The sequence below is a fragment of the Numidum massiliense genome, assembly GCF_001375555.1.
Classification (GTDB): domain Bacteria; phylum Bacillota; class Bacilli; order Thermoactinomycetales; family Novibacillaceae; genus Numidum; species Numidum massiliense.
The window spans coordinates 2,213,879-2,233,585 of the sequence record NZ_CTDZ01000009.1; the positions used below are offsets into that span (position 1 = coordinate 2,213,879).

The window sequence follows — 19,707 nt, forward strand, 5'->3', positions numbered from 1 at the left end:
TCCGTTGCTTTGCAGCACATCGTGTGCGCGATTGCAGGTCGTTTTAACCGTGGACAACCTTGTCGTCGGCAATGTCGCAGTGTGTGCTTTAGTGCTTTAGTGCTTTAGTCGCGTGATGCGAACGCCGCTTCTAAGCGCGTAAGCGCTTCGGTTAACAGCGACCGCGGGCAAGCGAAGTTGAGTCGCATAAACCCGGCGCCTTCCTTCCCGAACGCCACACCATCGTTCAAACCGAGTCGCGCCTTCTGAACGATAAAATGAGGTAACTCCTCTGCCGGCACCCCGCTGTCGCGGAAATCTAGCCAAGCGAGATACGTCGCTTCGGGTACGTGCATCTTCACTTGCGGTAGGCGCTCGCGTAAAAAGTTACTCGCGTATGTCGCGTTATCGTGCAAATAGGGGAGCAATTCATCCAACCACTGTTCGCCTCCGTTGTAAGCAGCTGTTAGCGCCTCGATGCCAAATGCATTCACGAATTGCAGCCCCATTCGCTGCTGCATCCCCTTAAACCTTTGAAGTAGCTTGCGGTTTTTGGCGATCGCAACGGACGTAAACAAGCCGGCTAAATTAAACGTTTTACTACCGGAAACGAACGTCAAACTGTGGTCGGCCATTTCTTCGCTTAATGAAAAATACGGCCGGTGCGCGCCCTTTTCAAACACTAAATCGGAATGGATTTCATCAGAGATGACGATGATATCGTTCTCGCGGCAAATGTCCGCGAGTTCACGCAGCTCTTCCTCTGTCCACACCCGCCCGACCGGGTTATGCGGGCTACATAAAATGAGAAGCCGCGTGTCAGCGTCAATTTTACGACGTAAATCGGCAAAATCCATCGTATAATAGCCGTTCGTTTCGACTAACGGATTTTCGACCAACTGGCGGCCGCGCTTCTTGGCAACGTCAAAAAACGGATGGTACACCGGTGGCTGGATCACAATTTTATCCCCCGGCTCTGTAAATGCTTCAACAGCGACATACAACCCTGACACGACACCGGGAAGTTCTGTCATCCATTCTGTGTCTACCTTTACGCCTAAGCGGCGGTCAAACCAGCTAGCCGCCGCTTGAAAAAATGACGTTGGCATCCCTGGATAGCCGTAGATCGGATGCTTCGCACGCGCGACTAACGCCTCGACGACGGACGGTGGCGCAGGGAAATCCATATCTGCTACCCACAATGGCAATACGTCGTCAGTACCAAAAACTTGCTCGGAATAATTCCATTTAATCGAGTTTGTATGAGCGCGATCAATGACTGTATCGAAATCGTTCATCCAACTGCCCCTTTTCTGTGAAAAAACTCTAGTTGACGGTTGTTTATTTATAAAGAGCTACGAGAAAGAGCTACGAGAGCAAAGGTGTTACCAGTTTTGAGCGCGAAAAGTCTGGCCCGTGTTCTGTTAAATACCGATCACTTGGCGCAAATAATGGGCGATGCCATCGTCTTCGTTCGTCTTTGTGACGTCGTCAGCAATATTTTTTAAAGTTTCAATCGCATTACCCATCGCGATACCATGTCCGGCATACTCGATCATTTCTAAGTCGTTGTCCTCGTCCCCGAAGGCGATCACGCGCTCGCGCGGGATATTGAAGTATGCGGCAACCTTTTTTAAGCCGACTGCTTTGTTCATCCCCGCCTTTACGATCTCGATGACGTGCCACGGTGCGCCCCACGTGCGCTGGTCAATCACTTCAGCATGTGTCTGTTGTAACGTCTCGCGCAAAGTAGCGACATGCTCAGCTTCCGGATGTACGAGAATGGACGTCGGATGATCGGTTAAAATATCGCCGAGTCTTCCTGTTTTTAACGCCGTAGGCTCGATCGTTAACGCGCTAATGATCGTATCGTCGTGTTGCTGCAAATAGACGTCGTCGAGTACTTCGGCCATCATATTTTTGATGGCGAATGCCTCACACGCTTCAAACACCGTTTTCGCTGTCTTTAATTCGAGTGGCGTATGATAGATGCCCCAGCTCGGATCGAGCGGGTGATGGACGAACGCTCCGTTAAAATTGACGATCGGTGTATCTAATCCTAATTCGCGATAATACGACACACTCGAACGATACGGTCGACCGGTCGAAATGACGACCTTATGTCCTTGTTGACGAGCCGCCTTGAGCGCTTGCTTCGTTTTTTCTTGAATCTTTTTTTCATCGTTCAACAGCGTACCATCGAGGTCAACGGCGATTAAGTACGGTTGTGTCATGGAACGCTCCTTTCTGTTGCCCTTTTTAAACAAAAACATTTTGAATTGTTCCGTCTCTTTGTATTTGTGTAGTAACCACTATTTTAGCGAACTTTATACCGCCTGACAATGTAGAGCTGTTTAGAGTTGCCCAGTATAAAGGCTCGGCTCAATCGCATTCCACAAGGTAGTTACCCGTTTTTAATTGCTGCACGTCGCTCGCACCGACTCCGAACATGGCCGTTTGCAGTTCCAACTCGATACGCGCACAGACGCGACTTAGAGCGGCACGGGAATGTACGGCGGCAGCGAGCAAGGGACGCCCAACGCCGACTAAGTCAGCGCCGAGGGCGAGTGCTTTCGCCGCCTCGACTCCGTTTTGGATACCGCCGCTGCCGATGACCGTCACCTCTCGTACGCGAGTGTGCACCTCGCGGATACACGTCGCCGTTGGAAGACCCCATCCGGCGAAGGACTCCGCCGCCAAGCTACGCACCGGGTCGCGGGAACGGTATTTTTCCACTTGGCTCCACGACGTCCCCCCGGCACCTGCCACGTCAATGAATTGCACGCCGCGGGCGGCGAGTGCCGCCGCGAGTTCACCACCAATGCCCCAACCGACCTCTTTAACCCCGACGGGAACGTCGAGGGTGTGGCACAATTGCTCGATCTTAGACAGCAGCCCTTTAAAATTCGTATTTCCTTCCGGTTGAAACACTTCTTGTAAACTGTTCAGATGCAAGACGAGTCCGTCCGCTTCTACTAACTGTACGGCGCGGCGGCAATGGTCGAGCCCGTATCCGTAATTGAGCTGGACGGCTCCTAAGTTGGCAAAAATAGGAATCGTCGGCGCCTGCTTGCGCACTTGAAAGGTCGCCACCAGTTCCGGTTCTTCCAGTGCCGCCCGCATGGAACCTAATCCCATCGCCCACCCGCGCTGTTCGGCGACCGTCGCCAAACGCTCATTAATCTCGGCCGCTTCCGGCGTCCCGCCAGTCATCGAACTGACGACGAGCGGAACCTTGATCCGTTTGCCCAAAAACGACCCGGCAAGACTAATCTCGGAAAAATCGATCTCCGGTAGCGCTGTGTGGCGCAGGCGGTACTTTTCGAAACCAGTCGTGACGTTTTGCCCGCGCACATCGCCGTGTAAACATATGTCGATGTGCTCGCTTTTTCGCCGTGCCGTATGTGTTTGTCGCTCGTCTTTTTCCATTGTTTTGAAACCCCTTCATATGTAGCACTTCATATGTAGCAGCAACCGCAACCATCGATGCGCTTCATTATTAGTCTTAAATCAGTCACTATCGATAGGTTCTATCCTCATCTCTATTTCATACTGTATCACACTTTTAACGTATCATGCCGAGCGCTTCAAACAAGGCACCGGTAGGAAGTGGTACGAAAAAAATGAAGCGAAAAACGACGTACAACGTGCCGCTGACGAGGACAGCGAACAGCGCTGTATATACCGTACGTAGCTGCATCGTACGCCATCGCATCGTCCGGAACTGAACCAAACGCCGCCTCATCGCGGGAACCTGCCTCGTATACGGCTGCATGGTTGGCCGGTGCTCCGTTTTCGACTGCAACATACGCAATAGACGCGGTTGCACCGCTCGCCGCCCGTTGCCACGCTGGTGTGCACGTTGTAAATACCCAGCAAAAAACATTAGAAAGCTCACGCTTGCGAACAAGAATCCTACTGCCCACAACAACGCGGCAAAAACCGCCATGTGGCACATACTCGTTAACACGCGACGCCACTCGCTCCTAAGAAGTGATGGTTCACGCACAGGGAAGCGTACGCTTTTTGTAAAATAGAGTAAGCTTAAGCCGAGCGCGATCAATGCAACCGTACGCGGAAAGACGGCACTCGTTACGTGAAGGGAAAACGTGTGCCACACGGCAGTCCCATATATAACGAGGAGAATCACTGCGAGCACGCTATGGCGATTCACGCGCCACTGACGTTCCCCTGTACTGGACACGCTAATCGCTGCTGAGGCGGGTGGTTTCGGTTCCCCGTCCTCCATTGCCTCCGCCTGTCGGGCAAGTACCTCCGGTTGCATAGCTACCGTTAGTTGTCGATGTTCTCCCGGGTGAGTGCGTTGCACGGCTTCTGTTGCCTGAATGACTTGTTCGTACGCCGCTCGCGGCATCTGCTGTTCGTCCGGGGAAGGCGACGAAAGTTGTCGTCGTCGCTCGCGACGCCTCGTCATGACTGGCCACGCGAGGGAGAAGAAGCACAATGCGATCAGCGCGAGCGACAGCGGTCGGGTGAAAAACACGAGCCATATACTGCCCTGCGCCTGCCCCGTCAACATCGACTGCACGAGGCCGACCTCCGCAATCGGGCCTAAAATTAACCCCAACACGATCGGCCCCGGATCAAAGCCGAACCGTTTTAACACGTAGCCTACGATGCCTAAGACGAGCATCGCCGCCACATCAAAAAAATAATTGCGCAGCGCATAAGAACCGACGACGGTTAGGCAAATGATCAAAGGCGCCAAATAATACGTTGGGATGGCAATCGCACGGGCGACGACCTTTGCCCCGAAAAAGGCAAAGACGAACATAAGCACGTTAGCGATGATGAATGCCCACGAAAACGTATAGACGAGCGCCGCATTCGTACTAAACAAGTCCGGTCCAGGGCGGATCCCTTGCATCGTCAACGCCCCTAACAATACCGCCGCCGGAGCGGCGCCAGGAATCCCGAGCGACAACAGCGGCACGAGCGACCCGCCGACTTCGGCGTTGTTCCCCGCTTCCGAAGCGGCGACTCCTTCAATATTCCCGCAGCCAAAGGACGCCTTGTCTTTCGCAAACCGTACCGTCATGTCGTACGAGAGCAGACTAGCGACATTGCCCCCCGCCCCAGGAATAATACCGACGACAATACCGATGAGTGACGAGCGGATAAAAAGAAGCGGCTTGCGCAGTAACGCGCGAATCGTCTCGCTGGCTACACCTTTTTGTGGGCGATAAGACATCTTCCCATGTGTCACCGCGATCTGTTCCACCATGCGAATCACTTCCGGGATACAGAACAACCCGATTAAGGCGACCGTTAGATCGACCCCTCCTTGCAGCGTAGCAAAGCCAAACGTGTAGCGCGACTCACCGCCAATCGGGGCAATGCCTACCGTACTGAGTAACAACCCGACGCTACCGCCGAGGAATCCTTTTAACAGAGAAGATGACGCCAGATTCGCAATGATCGTTAGCCCAAACATAGCGACCCAAAAATACTCCGGTGGCCCGAACGACAATGCCAGCTTCACTAACACCGGTGAAATAAAGAGCAGAGCAAAGCCTCCGAGGATACCGCCGACGCCGGAACTGAACGCAGCGGAAACGAGCGCGTGCTCCGCCTTCCCACGCTGCGTCAAAGGAAAGCCGTCGAACGTCGTCGCAATCGACGACGGGGTCCCCGGCGTATTAATGAGAATCGCGGAAATCGAGCCCCCGTAAATCGCGCCAATGTAAATACCGCCGAGCGCGATGAGTGCCGTAATCGCCTCGAGGGAAAACGTAAACGGCAGCATGAGCGCTAACGCCATCGTCGCCGTCAGCCCCGGCAGGGCGCCGACGACAATACCCCCGGCAACGCCAGCTGTCATCGCCAGTAAGTTAATAGGATCTGTGAGCGCACTTAACACGTAAGAAATAACGTCTCCCATATACTCACCTTCCCTCACTTCCCCCTGCTCGTTTCCTCTACGTCTGCCTGCTCTTCATTGCGCGGTTGCGCAGTTACGCTGTTACACTTGCCTGTTCGTCACTTTGCGCCATGCGTCACTTCATTAGGGCGTCCAGCGACTCGAGAACCGGCTCATATTGTTTCTTCTTCTCCGCTATGTACTGCTTCGCTTCCGCCGCCCCCATCGCTTGTGGCGCAAACCCGTCTTTCTGCATCTCCTTTTGCACTTTTGGGTCGTTCGCAACCTCGAGAAACGCCGCTTCCAGCCGTGCCACGATTTCCGGTGGCGTTCCCGGCGGCACGGCAACCCCGCGATCGATACTCGCCGTTAAGTTAAACCCGCTCTCTTGGAACGTCGGCACATCGGGCAAAGCCGCGAAGCGCTCCTCCGAACCGATCGCCAAAATCGTCATTTTTCCCTTATAACTGACCAAGTCGTCGGAATTGGCTAAGATCGCTGTTGTATTGCCGCCGAGAAACCCTTGGATTTGCGTCGCACCCCCGGTAAACGGCACGTACTGCAACTCGATGTCGGCGAGTTGCTGCAGTTGCCCGAAGGCCAAATGGTGCCCGGAATACGATCCCGAACCTGCAACCGTCAATTTCCCTGGCTCTTTTTTAGCCGCCTGTACAAACTCCTCCAATGACGTGATGCCACTTTCCTTCGTCACCGCCAACCCGATCGGCGATGTTTGAAAAATAGCGATCGGCTCAATCTGCGCTGTTTCGTAACCGGCGTCTTGTTGCGCGAGCGGCTGCAAAATAATGTGGGGGACATTGATTCCGGCGATATAGTAGCCATCTGCCTTTTGTTGCACGAGTTCGGCCCAACCGACGGCACCGCCGCCCCCCGGCTTATACGTCACATTCACTTGCTGCCCGAGCAACTTTTTTAAAAGCGGTTGTTGCCGCCGTGCCTCGACGTCCGATTGCCCGCCTGCATCGAACGGAATCATGTACGTGATCGGTTGCGCTGGATAGTTGTCCGCCTCGCGAGCGGCTTTGCCAGTTTTTCCACCTGTTCCCGCTGCACCCGCACAAGCTGTAAACAGCACAGCCAGTAACACCGTCGCGACGAGTACCATTAGGCGTCGCCCCCCGCAGCCCTTGCTACAGCTTGTGCTAAAGCCCCCCCTTACGTTTTTATATTTATATATGATCCAATCGACCACCATTGCTACCAACACCTCCCCTTCCCCTTGTGGCAACACTTTTTTCGCTCTAGCATGGAATTCCTCCTCGTATGCCCTCGCTTTACATTTCCTTTCCGCTACACCGCTCGCTAACCGTTTCCGTGCATGCGTATATATACGACAGTGGCACGCATTTCATAACATAAAAAAACACCGCATACGATGCAGTGTCAAAATGAGATCCGATTTACAATTTCCTGTCATCTTTTTCGGCCATTGGTACTGAATGCCACTCTAATCACGCCTCTTGCTTCTGTTTCACAGGCGACCCTTCGGGCTGCCTTTCGCGCCACACGACCCATACCGCCGTCACGAGGCCTCCTAACGTATCGGCGATTAAGTCCAGCATCGTGTCCGTATTCCCTTGCTGTGCTTGCGTGTGCAGCAATTGGTCAACGCTGAACTCATATATTTCCCACACCACGCCGACAAACGCGGTGAACGAAAGCACGAACAGAAAGACGATCTGCGCAGACAAGTGCTGTCGTGTCAATTCATCCGTCATGCGGTCGAGTAGGGCAAATGCAACATAAGCGAGTAAAATACCGCTCAAGAAGTGTAACATTTTGTCCCACCACGGAAACTGACTGTAAAAGTCGAGAAAAGACCCTAAGCACTGTGACCCGATGAGAAACAAAAAGTACGCGATGACGAGACGCGGTTGTAGGCGGACGCGCGTAAATTTTTCTAAAAGGTACGGCACTGCCCCGCAGATGACCCCGCCGAGCGCGATCGGATATCGATACACATCGCCACTGGCGTAAAAGACGACAAGTGCTACGACCATAAAAAGCACATAGCTCAAACATAGCACGTTATTCAACGTGCGATTCACACGACGTTTCAATAATAGCACCTCAAAAAAAGGAGCGAACCAGATGCAAACCATATCCCGTTCCCAAATTTTTTTTTTGGAAACCCGTCCGCGCGATCCTCTTATTTTTCCTAACCTCAGTATATATGATATCGGGCGCTAACGTACAACGTTCGCGGTCTCCGATGAAAGTGTCATCGATTAGCCGCAATTGCAAAGCGGAAAGACAGTTGCAAGACAAGAAGTAACAAATCAAACAAATTGACAACTGTTAAGCGCTTATTAACAAAAGTGTAAACTAAATGAACACCTTCACCTATTCACCTGCTAGCAAAATACGAAAAAAGGCCGTCATACGCACTCCAACAGGTTGGCACGATCTTTGCTTAATGTAACCACAACCTACTTTTTATATATGTTGGAGGCCTTATTATGATAAATGGAGAGCGTTATATTCAGACGATAGACGCCCATACGATGGGTGAAGCCGCGAGAATCGTCGTCGACGGCCTTCCGCCCATTCGCGGAAAAACGATGATGGAAAAAAAGCAATATATGCAGTTGCACATGGACGATATCCGTAAATTTTTGATGCATGAGCCGCGTGGCCATTTAAATATGTTTGGCGCGATTCTTACGGAGCCATGCGCATCGAATTGCGACTTCGGTGTCCTATTCATGGACAGTGGCGGTTACTTGAACATGTGTGGTCATGGCACCATCGCCTCTGTTACAATAGCAATTAATAGGGGGCTTATTCCTAAAAAAGATAGCGTATTCATCGATACCCCTTCCGGCATCGTTGAATGCCAAGTTGCCTATGAAAACAACAAAGTAAAAGAAGTCTCCTTCATTAACGTCCCTGCCTTCTTGTTTGAACAGGACGTCGACATTGTCGTTGAAAATATCGGTCCCATCAAGGTAGACATCGCCTTCGGCGGTAGCTTCTTTGCCATTGTCGACGCCGGTCAACTCAACTTAGAATTGGACATCGACGAACAACGACACCTCGCGGACCTCGGCATGGCGATTAAAAAAGCGGTAAACGAACAAATTAATGTCAAACACCCTGAACTGCCGGAAATAAATACGGTGGATCTCGTGGAATTTAGTATAGAAGCGGGTAGCAATCATTATAGAAATGTCGTTGTATTTGGCGAAGGACAAATTGACCGCTCACCTTGCGGCACCGGCACGTGTGCAAAACTATCGACACTCGACCTACAGCCGGGTGAACACATTATCCAAGAAAGTATCATCGGTTCAACCTTTAAAGGAACGGTCATCGGGCAGACGACAGTTGCCGGTTTTCCGGCAAGCGTGCCAAAAGTTACTGGTTCAGCGTGGATGACAGGCATGCATCAATTTGTGTTGGAGGATACGGACCCGTACACCGAAGGTTTTTTACTCAAGTGACCTTCCATTCAACTGACGTGTGAACGTTCACCCTTCGTTGACCACGTGGCTGGTAAAAACTGCACTCGGACACGGTGTACAATCTACTTACTTTCTTAATCAAATTGGAGGTTTTTACAATGGGATTAACTAAGGACTTTTTTATTATGCTCTCGCAAAATAAAGCGCTTAATAGCGGTGCGAAACGTTGGGGACTAAAGCTCGGCGCCCAGTCTGTCGTCGCTGGCACAAACATCGAAGAAATGATCGCCAGTGTAAAAGAGTTAAATGCGCAAGGCATTTCCGCGACGATCGACAACTTGGGCGAATTTGTGTTCGAAGAATCCGAGGCGCTCAAAGCTAAAGAAGAAATTTTGAACGTCATCGGAGCGATCCACGCACACGACATCGCTGCCCACATTTCGTTGAAGCCGACGCAACTCGGACTCGACATCGACTACGACTTCTGCTTGGACAACTTGCGGGAAATCGTCGCTAAAGCGCATGCATACGACGTATTCGTCAACTTTGACACGGAAGATTACGGCCACTTGCAACCGACCTTCGATCTTCTCGACGACCTTTCCAAAGACTATGACAATGTCGGGACGGTCATTCAGGCGTATTTTTACGAATCAGAAAGGAATATCGAGAAGTACAAAGATTACCGTTTACGCATTGTGAAAGGCGCTTACAAAGAGCCCGAGGACTTAGCGTATCAAGACAAAAAAGAGATTGACCGCAACTACATCAAGTTAATCGAATACCATTTGCTCTATGGAAAATTTACGTCCATCGCGACGCACGACCACCGCGTGATTGACCATGTAAAAAGATTTGTACGGGAACACAACATTCCGAAGGACAAGTTCGAGTTTCAAATGTTGTACGGTTTCCGTCGCGAATTGCAAATTAAACTTGCCCAGGAAGGTTTTAACTTCTGCACGTACGTGCCGTTCGGAGAAGACTGGTTTGGATACTTTATGCGCCGATTGGCCGAGCGCCCGCAAAACCTCAATCTCGTGACGAAACAAGTGTTCAACAAAAAGACAAACACGCTCATTGGCGTCGGCGTAGCCGCATTTTTGTTAGGCCGCCTAAGTAAACGCAACAAGTAGTCGTCGCCAGTTGCCGCCAGATCCCGGGCAGGGGCAGATCACTCGCGATCACGCGCGTTGCCTTTGTAACCGGCACTCATTTTTCTCGACGTATTTTTTGACGGACATTGTGCCGCTTTACTGGCACCCGGTGCGCGTCAATCGATCGCCCGGGTGCCAAGCACGTAACATACGAATACTAGGGGGAGACTATGGAAAAGAAACTACCGTTTTCTCAAGTTGTAGCGATCGGATTAATGCTTTTTGCCATGTTTCTAGGTGCGGGTAATGTCATTTTTGCTCCGATGGTCGGTCAGCAGGCAGGCACGAATACGTGGATCGCCATGGGCGGTTTCTTAATTACAGGCGTCGGATTAGTTTTACTCGCCATTATCGCCTTAACGCGCGGCGGCGGGACAGTGGAAAAACTCGCCGGAAGGGTAAACCCGCTATTTGCAACGATCTTCTCGATCTTACTCTTCCTCACCCTGGGACCTATTTACGTCATCCCGCGCACCACGTCGGTCGTGTATGAAATTGCGATCAATCCGCTCGTTGAATCGGGAGCGAATCAACGTCTTTATTTGTTCGTCTTTTCCACGATCTTTATCGTCCTCACCGTCATACTCTCGTGGAATACATCGAAGTTTGTCGATCGACTAGGGAAAATCATCACACCAGTGTTCGCCATACTGTTATTGGCGCTTATTATAAAATCCATCGCGACACCGATGGGTAGTCCGAAAGCACCATTAGAGACATACACGACAGGCGTTTTCTTGAAAGGCTTTACCCAAGGGTACTACACAATGGACGTACTGGCAGCGTTCGTGTTTGGTGGCATTTTTATTAAATCGATCGGGTCGTTAGGTATCCGCTCAGAGAAAGAAGTGTCTAAGCTTTTCATTAAATCCGGTATGATTACGATTATCGGGTTAATCGCGCTGCAAGTGTCCATGGCGTGGATCGGCGCCTCCAGCGTCGACGCTATTGGCTACAAGGAAAACGGAGGGGAAGTGTTGGCACAAAGTGCAAAGTTCCTCTTCGGACAAGTCGGTATATATATTATCGGCACCGTCATTTTCTTAACCGGCATTACGACGAACGTCGCGTGCTTGGCTGCTGTTTCTGAGTACTTTGAACGGATCGTGCCGGCAGTTTCTTACAAAATGTGGCTCATCGTCTTCGCGCTACTGAGTTTAGTTATTACGAACTTTGGCTTAAACACGATTTTGACGATGGCTTCGCCGATTTTACTGTTATTGTATCCGATTGCGATCGCGCTTATCGCCTTGATTTTTGCGAACAATTTGTTTAACGGGCGTAAATCCGTCTATGTCGGCACAATCGTCGGCGTCGGTTTCGTCGCCATCCTCGACGCGTTGAAAGATGCAAAAGTGGCACCAGAGGCGATCAATAATGCCTTCAGCTTCATTCCGCTGTTCGAATTTGGAGCCGGATGGATTATCACCGGATTGATCGGATTTGCAGTCGGGTTAATCGTGGCGAAAGTAAAGAATGATCCCGTCACTCTGATTAATATGGCTGGCCAAGAAGTGGAAAAAACTTAAGGTCTTTCCATGCGTTCTGTCTACAACAAGTCCCCGTTAAGTCCCCGTTTCGCCGCTGCGGGGACTTAACATTCTATATTGTACTCTTTTAGTTTTTTATACAAGCTGACGCGGGAAATGCCGAGTATTTTTGCTGCGGCTGTTTTATTGCCGTACGTCTCCGTTAGCGCCTCTTTAATGCGCTCCTTTTCCAGCATCGCTTTCTCTTGCGCGAGCCCTTCCCTCTCCTCACTTGCTCCTCTAGTCTTTTCACCGATCGACACTGGAAATATATCGACGAGGTCCTCTACCTGCAAACGACACTTATCGTTAAAAATAATCATCCGTTCCACGACATTTTTTAGTTCACGAATGTTGCCTGGCCATTCGTAACTTGTAAACAAGTTGAGGGCGCTCGGTTGCAACTCCGACATTTGCCTGTTGTATTTGATGGAAAATTCGTTCATAAAGTTTTTCACCAAAACGGGAATATCTTCGCTTCGCTCGCGCAACGGCGGGATGTTTAACGTGACGACATTCAAGCGATAATATAAGTCGTCGCGAAACGACCCATTGTCCACCATCTCACTTAGATTGCTATTCGTCGCCGCTACGACGCGGATGTCCACCTTTTTCGAGCGATTGCCGCCAATGCGACAAACTTCTCGTTCTTGCAGTACACGTAACAATTTGGCCTGCATATCTAGGGGCAAAATGCCGATCTCATCCAAAAACAGCGTGCCGCCGTGGGCCATCTCCACTTTCCCGGGCTTCCCATCGCGGCCGGCACCGGTGAAGGCACCTTTTTCATACCCGAAAAACTCACTTTCAAACAGCGCTTCCGGAATGGCGCCACAGTTAATGGCCACGAAAGGTTCGTTCTTCCTTAAGCTCGCATCGTGAATCCCTTGCGCAAAAAGCTCCTTGCCGACGCCACTTTCCCCTTGGATTAATACGGTCGCATCCGTCGTAGCCACTTTATACGCCAGGTCGCGGGCCTTTTGGATCGCAAGGCTATTTCCGCGAATATCGGAAAAGGGCCCCCCTTGCGCTCGCAAGCGATACTGCTTTTTTATCTTTTGCAATTGCGACGTCGTTAACGTCAATTTTTCGTTTAGTTTGACGATATTCGTAATATCTTGGTCAATCGAGATCGCCCCGATTAAATGGTCCTCGTCGTCAAAAATCGGCGATGAGCTAATCAACACGTGCTTATCGGGTCGCGGTTGATGGTACACACTAAACTGCGGTTCCCGCGTTTGGAGGATTTCCAGCAATTTTAGATCCTCATCTTTAAAGAACTGGTTGATTTTCTGTCCTTTAATGTCTTTTAACGGGATGCCGTACATTTGCTCGGCTATGGAATTCCAGTATTGCACGTCACCTGACGCATTAATAATCGTAATCGCTTCAGAACTCGTTTCAATGAGAGTCTGTAAATAACAACCTGTCAAGTCCTTAGGAATGTCGTTCATTGTCCACACCTTTACAAGTAACATGCCTGCAATCGGTTCCATCTAAAGGTATACGTGATCGGATCCCATCTGATCCGATCCTAATACGTACATTTTACCACAAAAGGTGATTCATTGTTACGACTACAGTCATTTCCGTATGTGTCAAGCTTTACTCGACGACCTTACAGGATCAAGGATTTAAAGACCTAAATATGTCATTCCCTAACGTTCACTTGTTGTCCGCCCTTGAGGAGTTAACTCTTCAAGGACGGCGATTAACCACCTTATCCAAATACCCAATAGCACTTGAAGCTGATGCGGCACCTACTTGGATCCTGCCAACTTGAACCCCAATGTGATCCGACTTACCTATTCGCCTCGCATGGCGTTTTAGTTTTTGTGTCACTTGGCGGTTGGGCCAGACAGTTAATAATGCCTGTCTCAACGTCCCATTGGTAACGCCTTGTTGTACTTTGGCGATGGCTTGAGCCCCTTCTTCACTCCAGTACATGCCACGACGTTTCATGCGGTATGCCAGACGTCTCTGGTTCGATTCCATGCATCCCATCCTACGAGCATTTTTTGGCACGTCTGGACTAACCTCACGCCAGTCGCAGAGGATCTCCCAGTGCCCTTCAAGATACTTCTGCATGTTCTCGATACGCTTTTCCTCTCGCTCCGTCTCTGCATTTCCCTGTGCCGTATCAATCACCGCTTTAAACCTATCCTTATTTTTTTCGGATATTGCCTTTTCAATTTGAGGAATGAGCCTTGGCTGGCGGCTCAACCCGCGACGAATACTCCTCTTTACGTGAAAAGGATCCAATTGGCGGACAACCGATGTCGCTTCAGAAAAGGTATTTTGAACGCGTTCCTCAGAGATCCATGAAGCCGCATCCGCATTAGTCGCCACATGTGTATGTGAGAGATCCCAACGATGTCGAATCGCTGCATAACCTATTTCCCAAAAGTCATCCACCGATTCAACGGTAGAAAAGACGTGACGATCTGTTAACGAGACACGCTGTCCGTTTTGCTCCCACCCGGTATAGGCAAGCATATTTTTGATCTCTATTCCTTTGCCTCTCCCTTTGACGTATAAGCCATCTGCTTCGCAATATAAGTGCTTAACGGACGGAGAGTTAGGAATTACCGTATCCTCAAAAATTCGATCCCTTTTTTCAGCATCCATGACAGCTTGAGCTTCACCTGCTTCTTTTACTAAGCGCTGAAACGTCGTATGGCTGATCGTTATACCGGCAAGTTTTTGCGTGACCTCTGAGGCGAGGCGGTAGGTCATTCCCGGCGCTGCAGCTAACTCTGCTCCGAGCATCATAAGGTCTGGGCTGTATCTTTTACGGCGTTTTAAACCGATTGCCTCATCGACAGGGTAATGTGCGTTTCCGTTTCGGTCGTACATCAAGTGGCGTTTATAGGACACTGTCCCAAAAAAACTGGTGAACTCCCGGCTGTCCAATCGCTCACTTTTCCAACCGTATTTTTCCTTGTAATGCGTCGTCATCATCTGATCGAGCTGCTCCAAAAATTCTCCGAACAGATCAGCCATCACTTCCATCAGGCGAATACGTAAGCTTTCCCAAAACGACAACATATCTGTAGACTGTTCCAAGATAGTAGCGATTTCTGGTATAATGGTTTTCAAGGAAGACCTCTCCTTTCGTGGTGGTTAGGAGTACTATTTAGGTCTTCCTTTTCTATATTCTCCCTCCAAATTCCTGCTAAAACCCTTCGAGAGAAATGTTACACATACGTCATTTCCGGCTTTGGACGGTCTCGCCCTTCTTCGCTCCGCAGCGCGAAATGGTATCCTACCGCCCAATTCCGGGTTTCAACCGATACTCCTCAATCGCCTTTTGCACCATCGCCACCCCGACTGGTGTCCTAATGTTCCTCGACAAGACGAAGCGACGGAAATGGTGACAACGGCAAAAGCTGACCTCCGTATTATAGTCGAGGTCAGCTAAGCGGGGGACATCTTCTAAGTTGGTCAGTAATCATCGTTTGCTTTGTTATTGCGCGGCCTGCGCGGCCATTCCGCCGTCAATCGAATAGGTACAAAAGCCTACTTCAGACCTGCTTCCACTTCTTTCGCCATTTCCGCCACGGAAACGAGACCGCCGCCAGACAAATACCAGTAGTTCGGATCTAAATAAACGACATGATCGTTTTTGTACGCTTTCGTCGTTTTCACCAATTCGTTTTCAACGACTTGTTTCGCCGACGATTCACCGCCAACGACAGCGCCGCGATCGACAATAAACAAGTAGTCAGGGTCTTTTTCTACGATGTATTCAAACGACACGCTTTGCCCGTGCGTCGCTACTTCAATCTTCTCGTCCGCCGGCTTAAGGCCAAACACATCGTGAATGATGCCAAAGCGAGAATTCGGCCCATACGCGCTCACTTTGCCGTCGTTCGCTAAAATGATTAAACCGTTCTTGCCACTCTTGGACGCTTTTTCATGCAATTTGTCAATTGTCTCATCGATTTTGGCCAACTCTTCCTCGACGGCCGACTCTTTGTCGAAGATTTTCCCTAACGTTTTCGCATTTTCTTTAAATGATTCCATGTACTTGCTCGGGTCGATGCCTAAATAAATCGTCGGCGCAATTTCTTTAAACTGTTCGTACAAATCCGCTTGTCTTCCGGATATAACAATCAAATCCGGACCGATTTCGTGGATTTTCTCAAAATCCGGGTCCTTTAAGCTGCCGACATTTTCATACTTGTCGTCCTCAAACTTGGACAAATAGGGGGGCACGTGGCCTTTCGGGAGTGCTGCCACTTCGACCCCAAGTTTATCTAACGTATCGAGGGAACCGTAATCGAACACGACAACTTTTTGCGGGTTTTTCTTAACGATCGTTTCATCGAGTTCGTGCTTAATCGTCAGTTCTTCGCTGGCGCTCTCCCCGCCCGCTTTCTTTGTCTCCGTCCCTTTGGACGGTTCATCCTTCGCCCCGTCAGCCCCGTTCGCCCCACACGCGACGGCCATGATCGCAAACACAGCAATAAATACAAATAGAAAAGCCCTTTTCATGCGATTCACCTCAGTTTATATTTAATTTCCTTGTCTCAATCGACATCAAATGGAAGACTTGCTTCACCCACACTATATAGCTCTCTTGCCGATTAGCGATAACATCTTGGTTACTCCCTTACACGTCTACATTCGAATCACCCCTTTAAAAAGGTAAACATCTGTCGATTGCGATAATCATTCTCACTATCAGCTTAAAAAAAGACGCAATGTATGGTCAGACGGATCGGTTTATCGCCTACGGCCGCAACTTTCGACTGCTCACCTAACATCGCACTAAGCAAAGTACACGCAGATTTTACAGCGATCAATGTCGCGCACATGAATGTCCATATCGTATATTTCTTTTAATGCCGCCTGGTTTATAATCTCCTCCGTCGCCCCTTCCCGCACGACCTTTCCCTCCCTAAGCGCCACGATGTAATCGGAATAAACGGAGGCAAAGTTAATGTCGTGCAGCACGATGAGGATTGTCTTGTCGAGCTCGTCTGCCAGCTTGCGCAATATTTTCATAATCTGCACTGAATGTTTCATATCTAAGTTGTTAAGCGGCTCGTCGAGCAAAATATATTCCGTGTCTTGGGCGATCACCATCGCGATGTACGCCCGTTGCCTTTGCCCTCCACTTAACTGGTCTATATACTTCTCTTGAATGTCCTCGAGCCCCATATAGTGAATGGCTTCCGCTACGTATTGCCAGTCTTCCTGCGTCAACCGTCCTTGCGAATACGGAAAGCGACCGAAAGAGACGAGCTCCCTTACCGTCAGGCGCAGCGCAATGTGGTTTGACTGCTTTAATATGGAGATCTTTCTTGCCAGCTCGTTGCTTTTACACTGACCAACCTCCCGCCCTTCGATAAAAATCTCCCCTTCATCGCAAGAAATGAGTCGACTAATCATCGCTAATAACGTACTTTTGCCCGCGCCGTTCGGTCCGATGAAGGAAGTGATTTTTCCTTTAGCGATACGGACGGAAACGTCGTCTACGACCTTCTTGTTACCGTAAGTTTTCGAGACGTTCTTCACTTCTACCAAGATTTATTCTCCTTTAGCAATAAATATATGAAGTACACGCCACCGACAAAGTTGATAATGACACTGAGCGTCGTCGCAAACGTAAATACGTGCTCCACGATCATTTGTCCGCCTACTAACGCGATGATACTTATACATACAGCACCTAAAATCAAGTACTTATGCCGATACGTCTGCAGAAACTGATACGTCACATTGACGACGAGCAACCCGAGAAACGTGATCGGCCCGACTAATGCCGTCGCGACGGAAATGAGCACCGCTACGACGATCAGTAGCCGTTTGACGACGTGATCGTAAGCCACTCCCAAGTTGATCGCCTGTTCTCTTCCGAGTGCGAGGACGTCTAAGTACTTCGTAAACCGCAAACAATACAGCGTCGCAAGGAACAAACAAAGGCCGGCAATGAACAGCAAATCGGTATTAATGTTGTTAAAGCTAGCGAACATTTTGTCTTGTACGATCTGAAACTCGTTCGGGTCGATCAACACTTCCATAAACGTCGCTAAACTTTGAAACAGCGTACCAAAAATCAATCCAATTAAGAGGAGGAAGTAAATATTTTGCTCTTCCCGCTTAAAAAGCACCTTATACAACACAGCCGAAAACAGTACCATCAACCCGACCGACAGTAAAAAGTGGGTTTGGCTGTTCATCAACGTCAGCGTCGTCCCACCAAAGGCGAACACGATCACCGTCTGGATCAACATATAGAGCGAATCTAACCCTAAAATACTCGGCGTCAAAATGCGGTTGTTCGTAATCGTCTGAAACACGACGGTCGAGAAAGCGATCGCCGCCCCAGTAAGGACGATGGCTAGTAGTTTCAGCCCCCGTCGCGGTAAGGCGTATTCCCAATTGCCCCCTAGTTTGACAGACAAAAACGAAACGACTAATAGCGCGGCGACAGTTGCGAGCATTCCCGTTTTCGCTTTATAACCCATATGTCCTTCTCCTCATGAGTAAGTAAGCAAAAATCCCACTGCCGATCACTCCGACGGTCAAGCTGATCGAGATCTCGTACGGATAAATGATCACCCGGCCGAGAATGTCGCAAAACAACACGAAGGAAGCCCCTAACAGTGCCGTGTGAGAAAGACTCTTCTTCAAGTGATCCCCTTGGTAAATTGTGACGATGTTCGGGATGATCAAACCGAGAAACGGAATCGTCCCGACAGTTAGCACGACCGCGGACGTCACTAAGGCGACGATGATTAAGCCGATATTGACAACCTGTTTATAGTTTAACCCTAAGTTCTTCGCGAAATCTTCCCCCATCCCCGCCACCGTAAACTTATTGGCAAACGCGTAAGCGATGATGACGAGCGGAATGCTTATGTACAACAGCTCGTAGCGACCTTTAATAATCATCGAAAAATCGCCCTGTAACCATGCCGACATGTTTTGAATGAGGTCGTGCTTATACGCAAAAAACGTCGCGAGCGAACTCATAATGTTCCCGAACATCAACCCGACGAGCGGGATGAAAATCGTGTCCTTAAACTTAATCCGCTCGAGAATCTTCATAAACAAAAACGTCCCAAGTAGTGCGAACACGAACGCGACAAGCATTTTCTGCAACGGACTCGCCGCCGCAAATAGCATAAGCGAAACGAGAACGCCCAACCGTGCCGCGTCCAACGTGCCTGCCGTCGTCGGGGAGACAAACTTATTGCGGCTTAAGTTTTGCATAATGAGCCCGCAAATACTCATACTCGCCCCAGCTAATACAATACTAATGAGCCGCGGCAACCGACTGACGAGTAAAATTTGTGTTTGCTCGTCAGTCAGACGAAATAAATCTAGCGGTTTCACATCTTTTACCCCAATGAACAGTGATGCGAACGACAACACGATCAGTGCGATCCATAAGTATCTTTTTTTCATGAGCCATCCTTTTATATATTAATAATGATATTCATTATCAATGATGCTAATGAGTATTATAACACCCCTTTAGCAACAGTCAATACTTTCGTCTTATTTTGTTGGAAAAAATTATAGGACACTGCCTTAAATAGCATCTACTATAAATTAGTGGCAAAAAGTAGAAAACCACCCTTGAGACTACTGGACATCTCATTGGGTGGTAACCGTTAGGTGATAAACGTTAACACGACTCACTCTTCTATGACATACATGCTCAGCACGTACAACTTCTACGCTCTCGACATGCACAAATCCCACGCTCTCGGTGTACACAG

At 49.6% G+C, this 19,707-nt stretch carries 15 protein-coding genes; 3 read left to right on the forward strand and 12 right to left on the reverse strand.

Going from position 1 to position 19,707, the window contains the following annotated elements:
- Positions 1-104: 104 nt before the first annotated feature.
- The 6 genes from BN1247_RS10660 to BN1247_RS10685 form a co-directional block, all read right to left on the reverse strand.
- On the reverse strand, positions 105-1,277 hold the full coding sequence (locus tag BN1247_RS10660; protein ID WP_054950370.1) for a MalY/PatB family protein: 1,173 nt from the start codon (positions 1,275-1,277) through the stop codon (positions 105-107).
- Positions 1,278-1,403: 126 nt separating this feature from the next.
- On the reverse strand, positions 1,404-2,213 hold the full coding sequence (locus BN1247_RS10665; protein WP_054951611.1) for a Cof-type HAD-IIB family hydrolase: 810 nt from the start codon (positions 2,211-2,213) through the stop codon (positions 1,404-1,406).
- A 148-nt stretch (positions 2,214-2,361) separates the two neighbouring features.
- Positions 2,362-3,408: a type 2 isopentenyl-diphosphate Delta-isomerase gene (gene fni / locus BN1247_RS10670; RefSeq protein ID WP_054950371.1), complete on the reverse strand. Its 1,047-nt coding sequence runs from the start codon at positions 3,406-3,408 to the stop codon at positions 2,362-2,364.
- A 136-nt stretch (positions 3,409-3,544) separates the two neighbouring features.
- Positions 3,545-5,881, reverse strand: coding sequence for a tripartite tricarboxylate transporter permease (locus BN1247_RS17165; RefSeq protein WP_074011122.1), 2,337 nt, complete (start codon positions 5,879-5,881; stop codon positions 3,545-3,547).
- A 115-nt stretch (positions 5,882-5,996) separates the two neighbouring features.
- Positions 5,997-6,986 carry a tripartite tricarboxylate transporter substrate binding protein gene (locus BN1247_RS10680; RefSeq protein WP_054950372.1) on the reverse strand — a complete coding sequence of 330 codons (990 nt, stop codon included), beginning with the start codon at positions 6,984-6,986 and terminating at the stop codon, positions 5,997-5,999.
- A 346-nt stretch (positions 6,987-7,332) separates the two neighbouring features.
- Entirely contained in the window at positions 7,333-7,941 is a 609-nt protein-coding gene (locus BN1247_RS10685) for a DUF2238 domain-containing protein (RefSeq protein ID WP_054950373.1), read from the reverse strand.
- A 399-nt stretch (positions 7,942-8,340) separates the two neighbouring features.
- On the opposite strand from BN1247_RS10685, the gene BN1247_RS10690 reads away from it, so the two are divergent.
- From BN1247_RS10690 to brnQ, 3 genes are all read left to right on the forward strand, one after another.
- On the forward strand, positions 8,341-9,324 hold the full coding sequence (locus tag BN1247_RS10690; RefSeq protein WP_054950374.1) for a proline racemase family protein: 984 nt from the start codon (positions 8,341-8,343) through the stop codon (positions 9,322-9,324).
- A gap of 119 nt (positions 9,325-9,443) precedes the next feature.
- The gene (locus tag BN1247_RS10695) at positions 9,444-10,421 is read left to right on the forward strand and encodes a proline dehydrogenase family protein (protein WP_054950375.1); all 978 of its coding nucleotides are present in this window, start codon (positions 9,444-9,446) and stop codon (positions 10,419-10,421) included.
- Between the two features lie 191 nt (positions 10,422-10,612).
- On the forward strand, positions 10,613-11,971 hold the full coding sequence (gene brnQ, locus BN1247_RS10700; protein ID WP_054950376.1) for a branched-chain amino acid transport system II carrier protein: 1,359 nt from the start codon (positions 10,613-10,615) through the stop codon (positions 11,969-11,971).
- Between the two features lie 65 nt (positions 11,972-12,036).
- On the opposite strand, the gene BN1247_RS10705 is transcribed toward brnQ, so the two are convergent.
- The 6 genes from BN1247_RS10705 to BN1247_RS10730 all read right to left on the reverse strand — a co-directional run bounded on the left by BN1247_RS10705 (position 12,037) and on the right by BN1247_RS10730 (position 19,390).
- Entirely contained in the window at positions 12,037-13,425 is a 1,389-nt protein-coding gene (locus BN1247_RS10705) for a sigma-54 interaction domain-containing protein (RefSeq protein ID WP_074011124.1), read from the reverse strand.
- Between the two features lie 244 nt (positions 13,426-13,669).
- Entirely contained in the window at positions 13,670-15,019 is a 1,350-nt protein-coding gene (locus BN1247_RS10710) for an ISLre2 family transposase (protein ID WP_187119684.1), read from the reverse strand.
- 471 nt (positions 15,020-15,490) lie between these two features.
- Positions 15,491-16,468 (reverse strand): siderophore ABC transporter substrate-binding protein, encoded by a 978-nt coding sequence (locus BN1247_RS10715; protein ID WP_054950377.1) that lies wholly within the window; start codon positions 16,466-16,468, stop codon positions 15,491-15,493.
- A 276-nt stretch (positions 16,469-16,744) separates the two neighbouring features.
- Positions 16,745-17,503, reverse strand: coding sequence for an iron ABC transporter ATP-binding protein (locus BN1247_RS10720; RefSeq protein WP_054950378.1), 759 nt, complete (start codon positions 17,501-17,503; stop codon positions 16,745-16,747).
- Entirely contained in the window at positions 17,497-18,447 is a 951-nt protein-coding gene (locus BN1247_RS10725; RefSeq protein ID WP_054950379.1) for an iron chelate uptake ABC transporter family permease subunit, read from the reverse strand. The genes BN1247_RS10720 and BN1247_RS10725 overlap by 7 nt, the downstream gene beginning before the upstream one ends.
- Positions 18,437-19,390 carry an ABC transporter permease gene (locus BN1247_RS10730; protein ID WP_054950380.1) on the reverse strand — a complete coding sequence of 318 codons (954 nt, stop codon included), beginning with the start codon at positions 19,388-19,390 and terminating at the stop codon, positions 18,437-18,439. The genes BN1247_RS10725 and BN1247_RS10730 overlap by 11 nt, the downstream gene beginning before the upstream one ends.
- Positions 19,391-19,707: the final 317 nt, after the last annotated feature.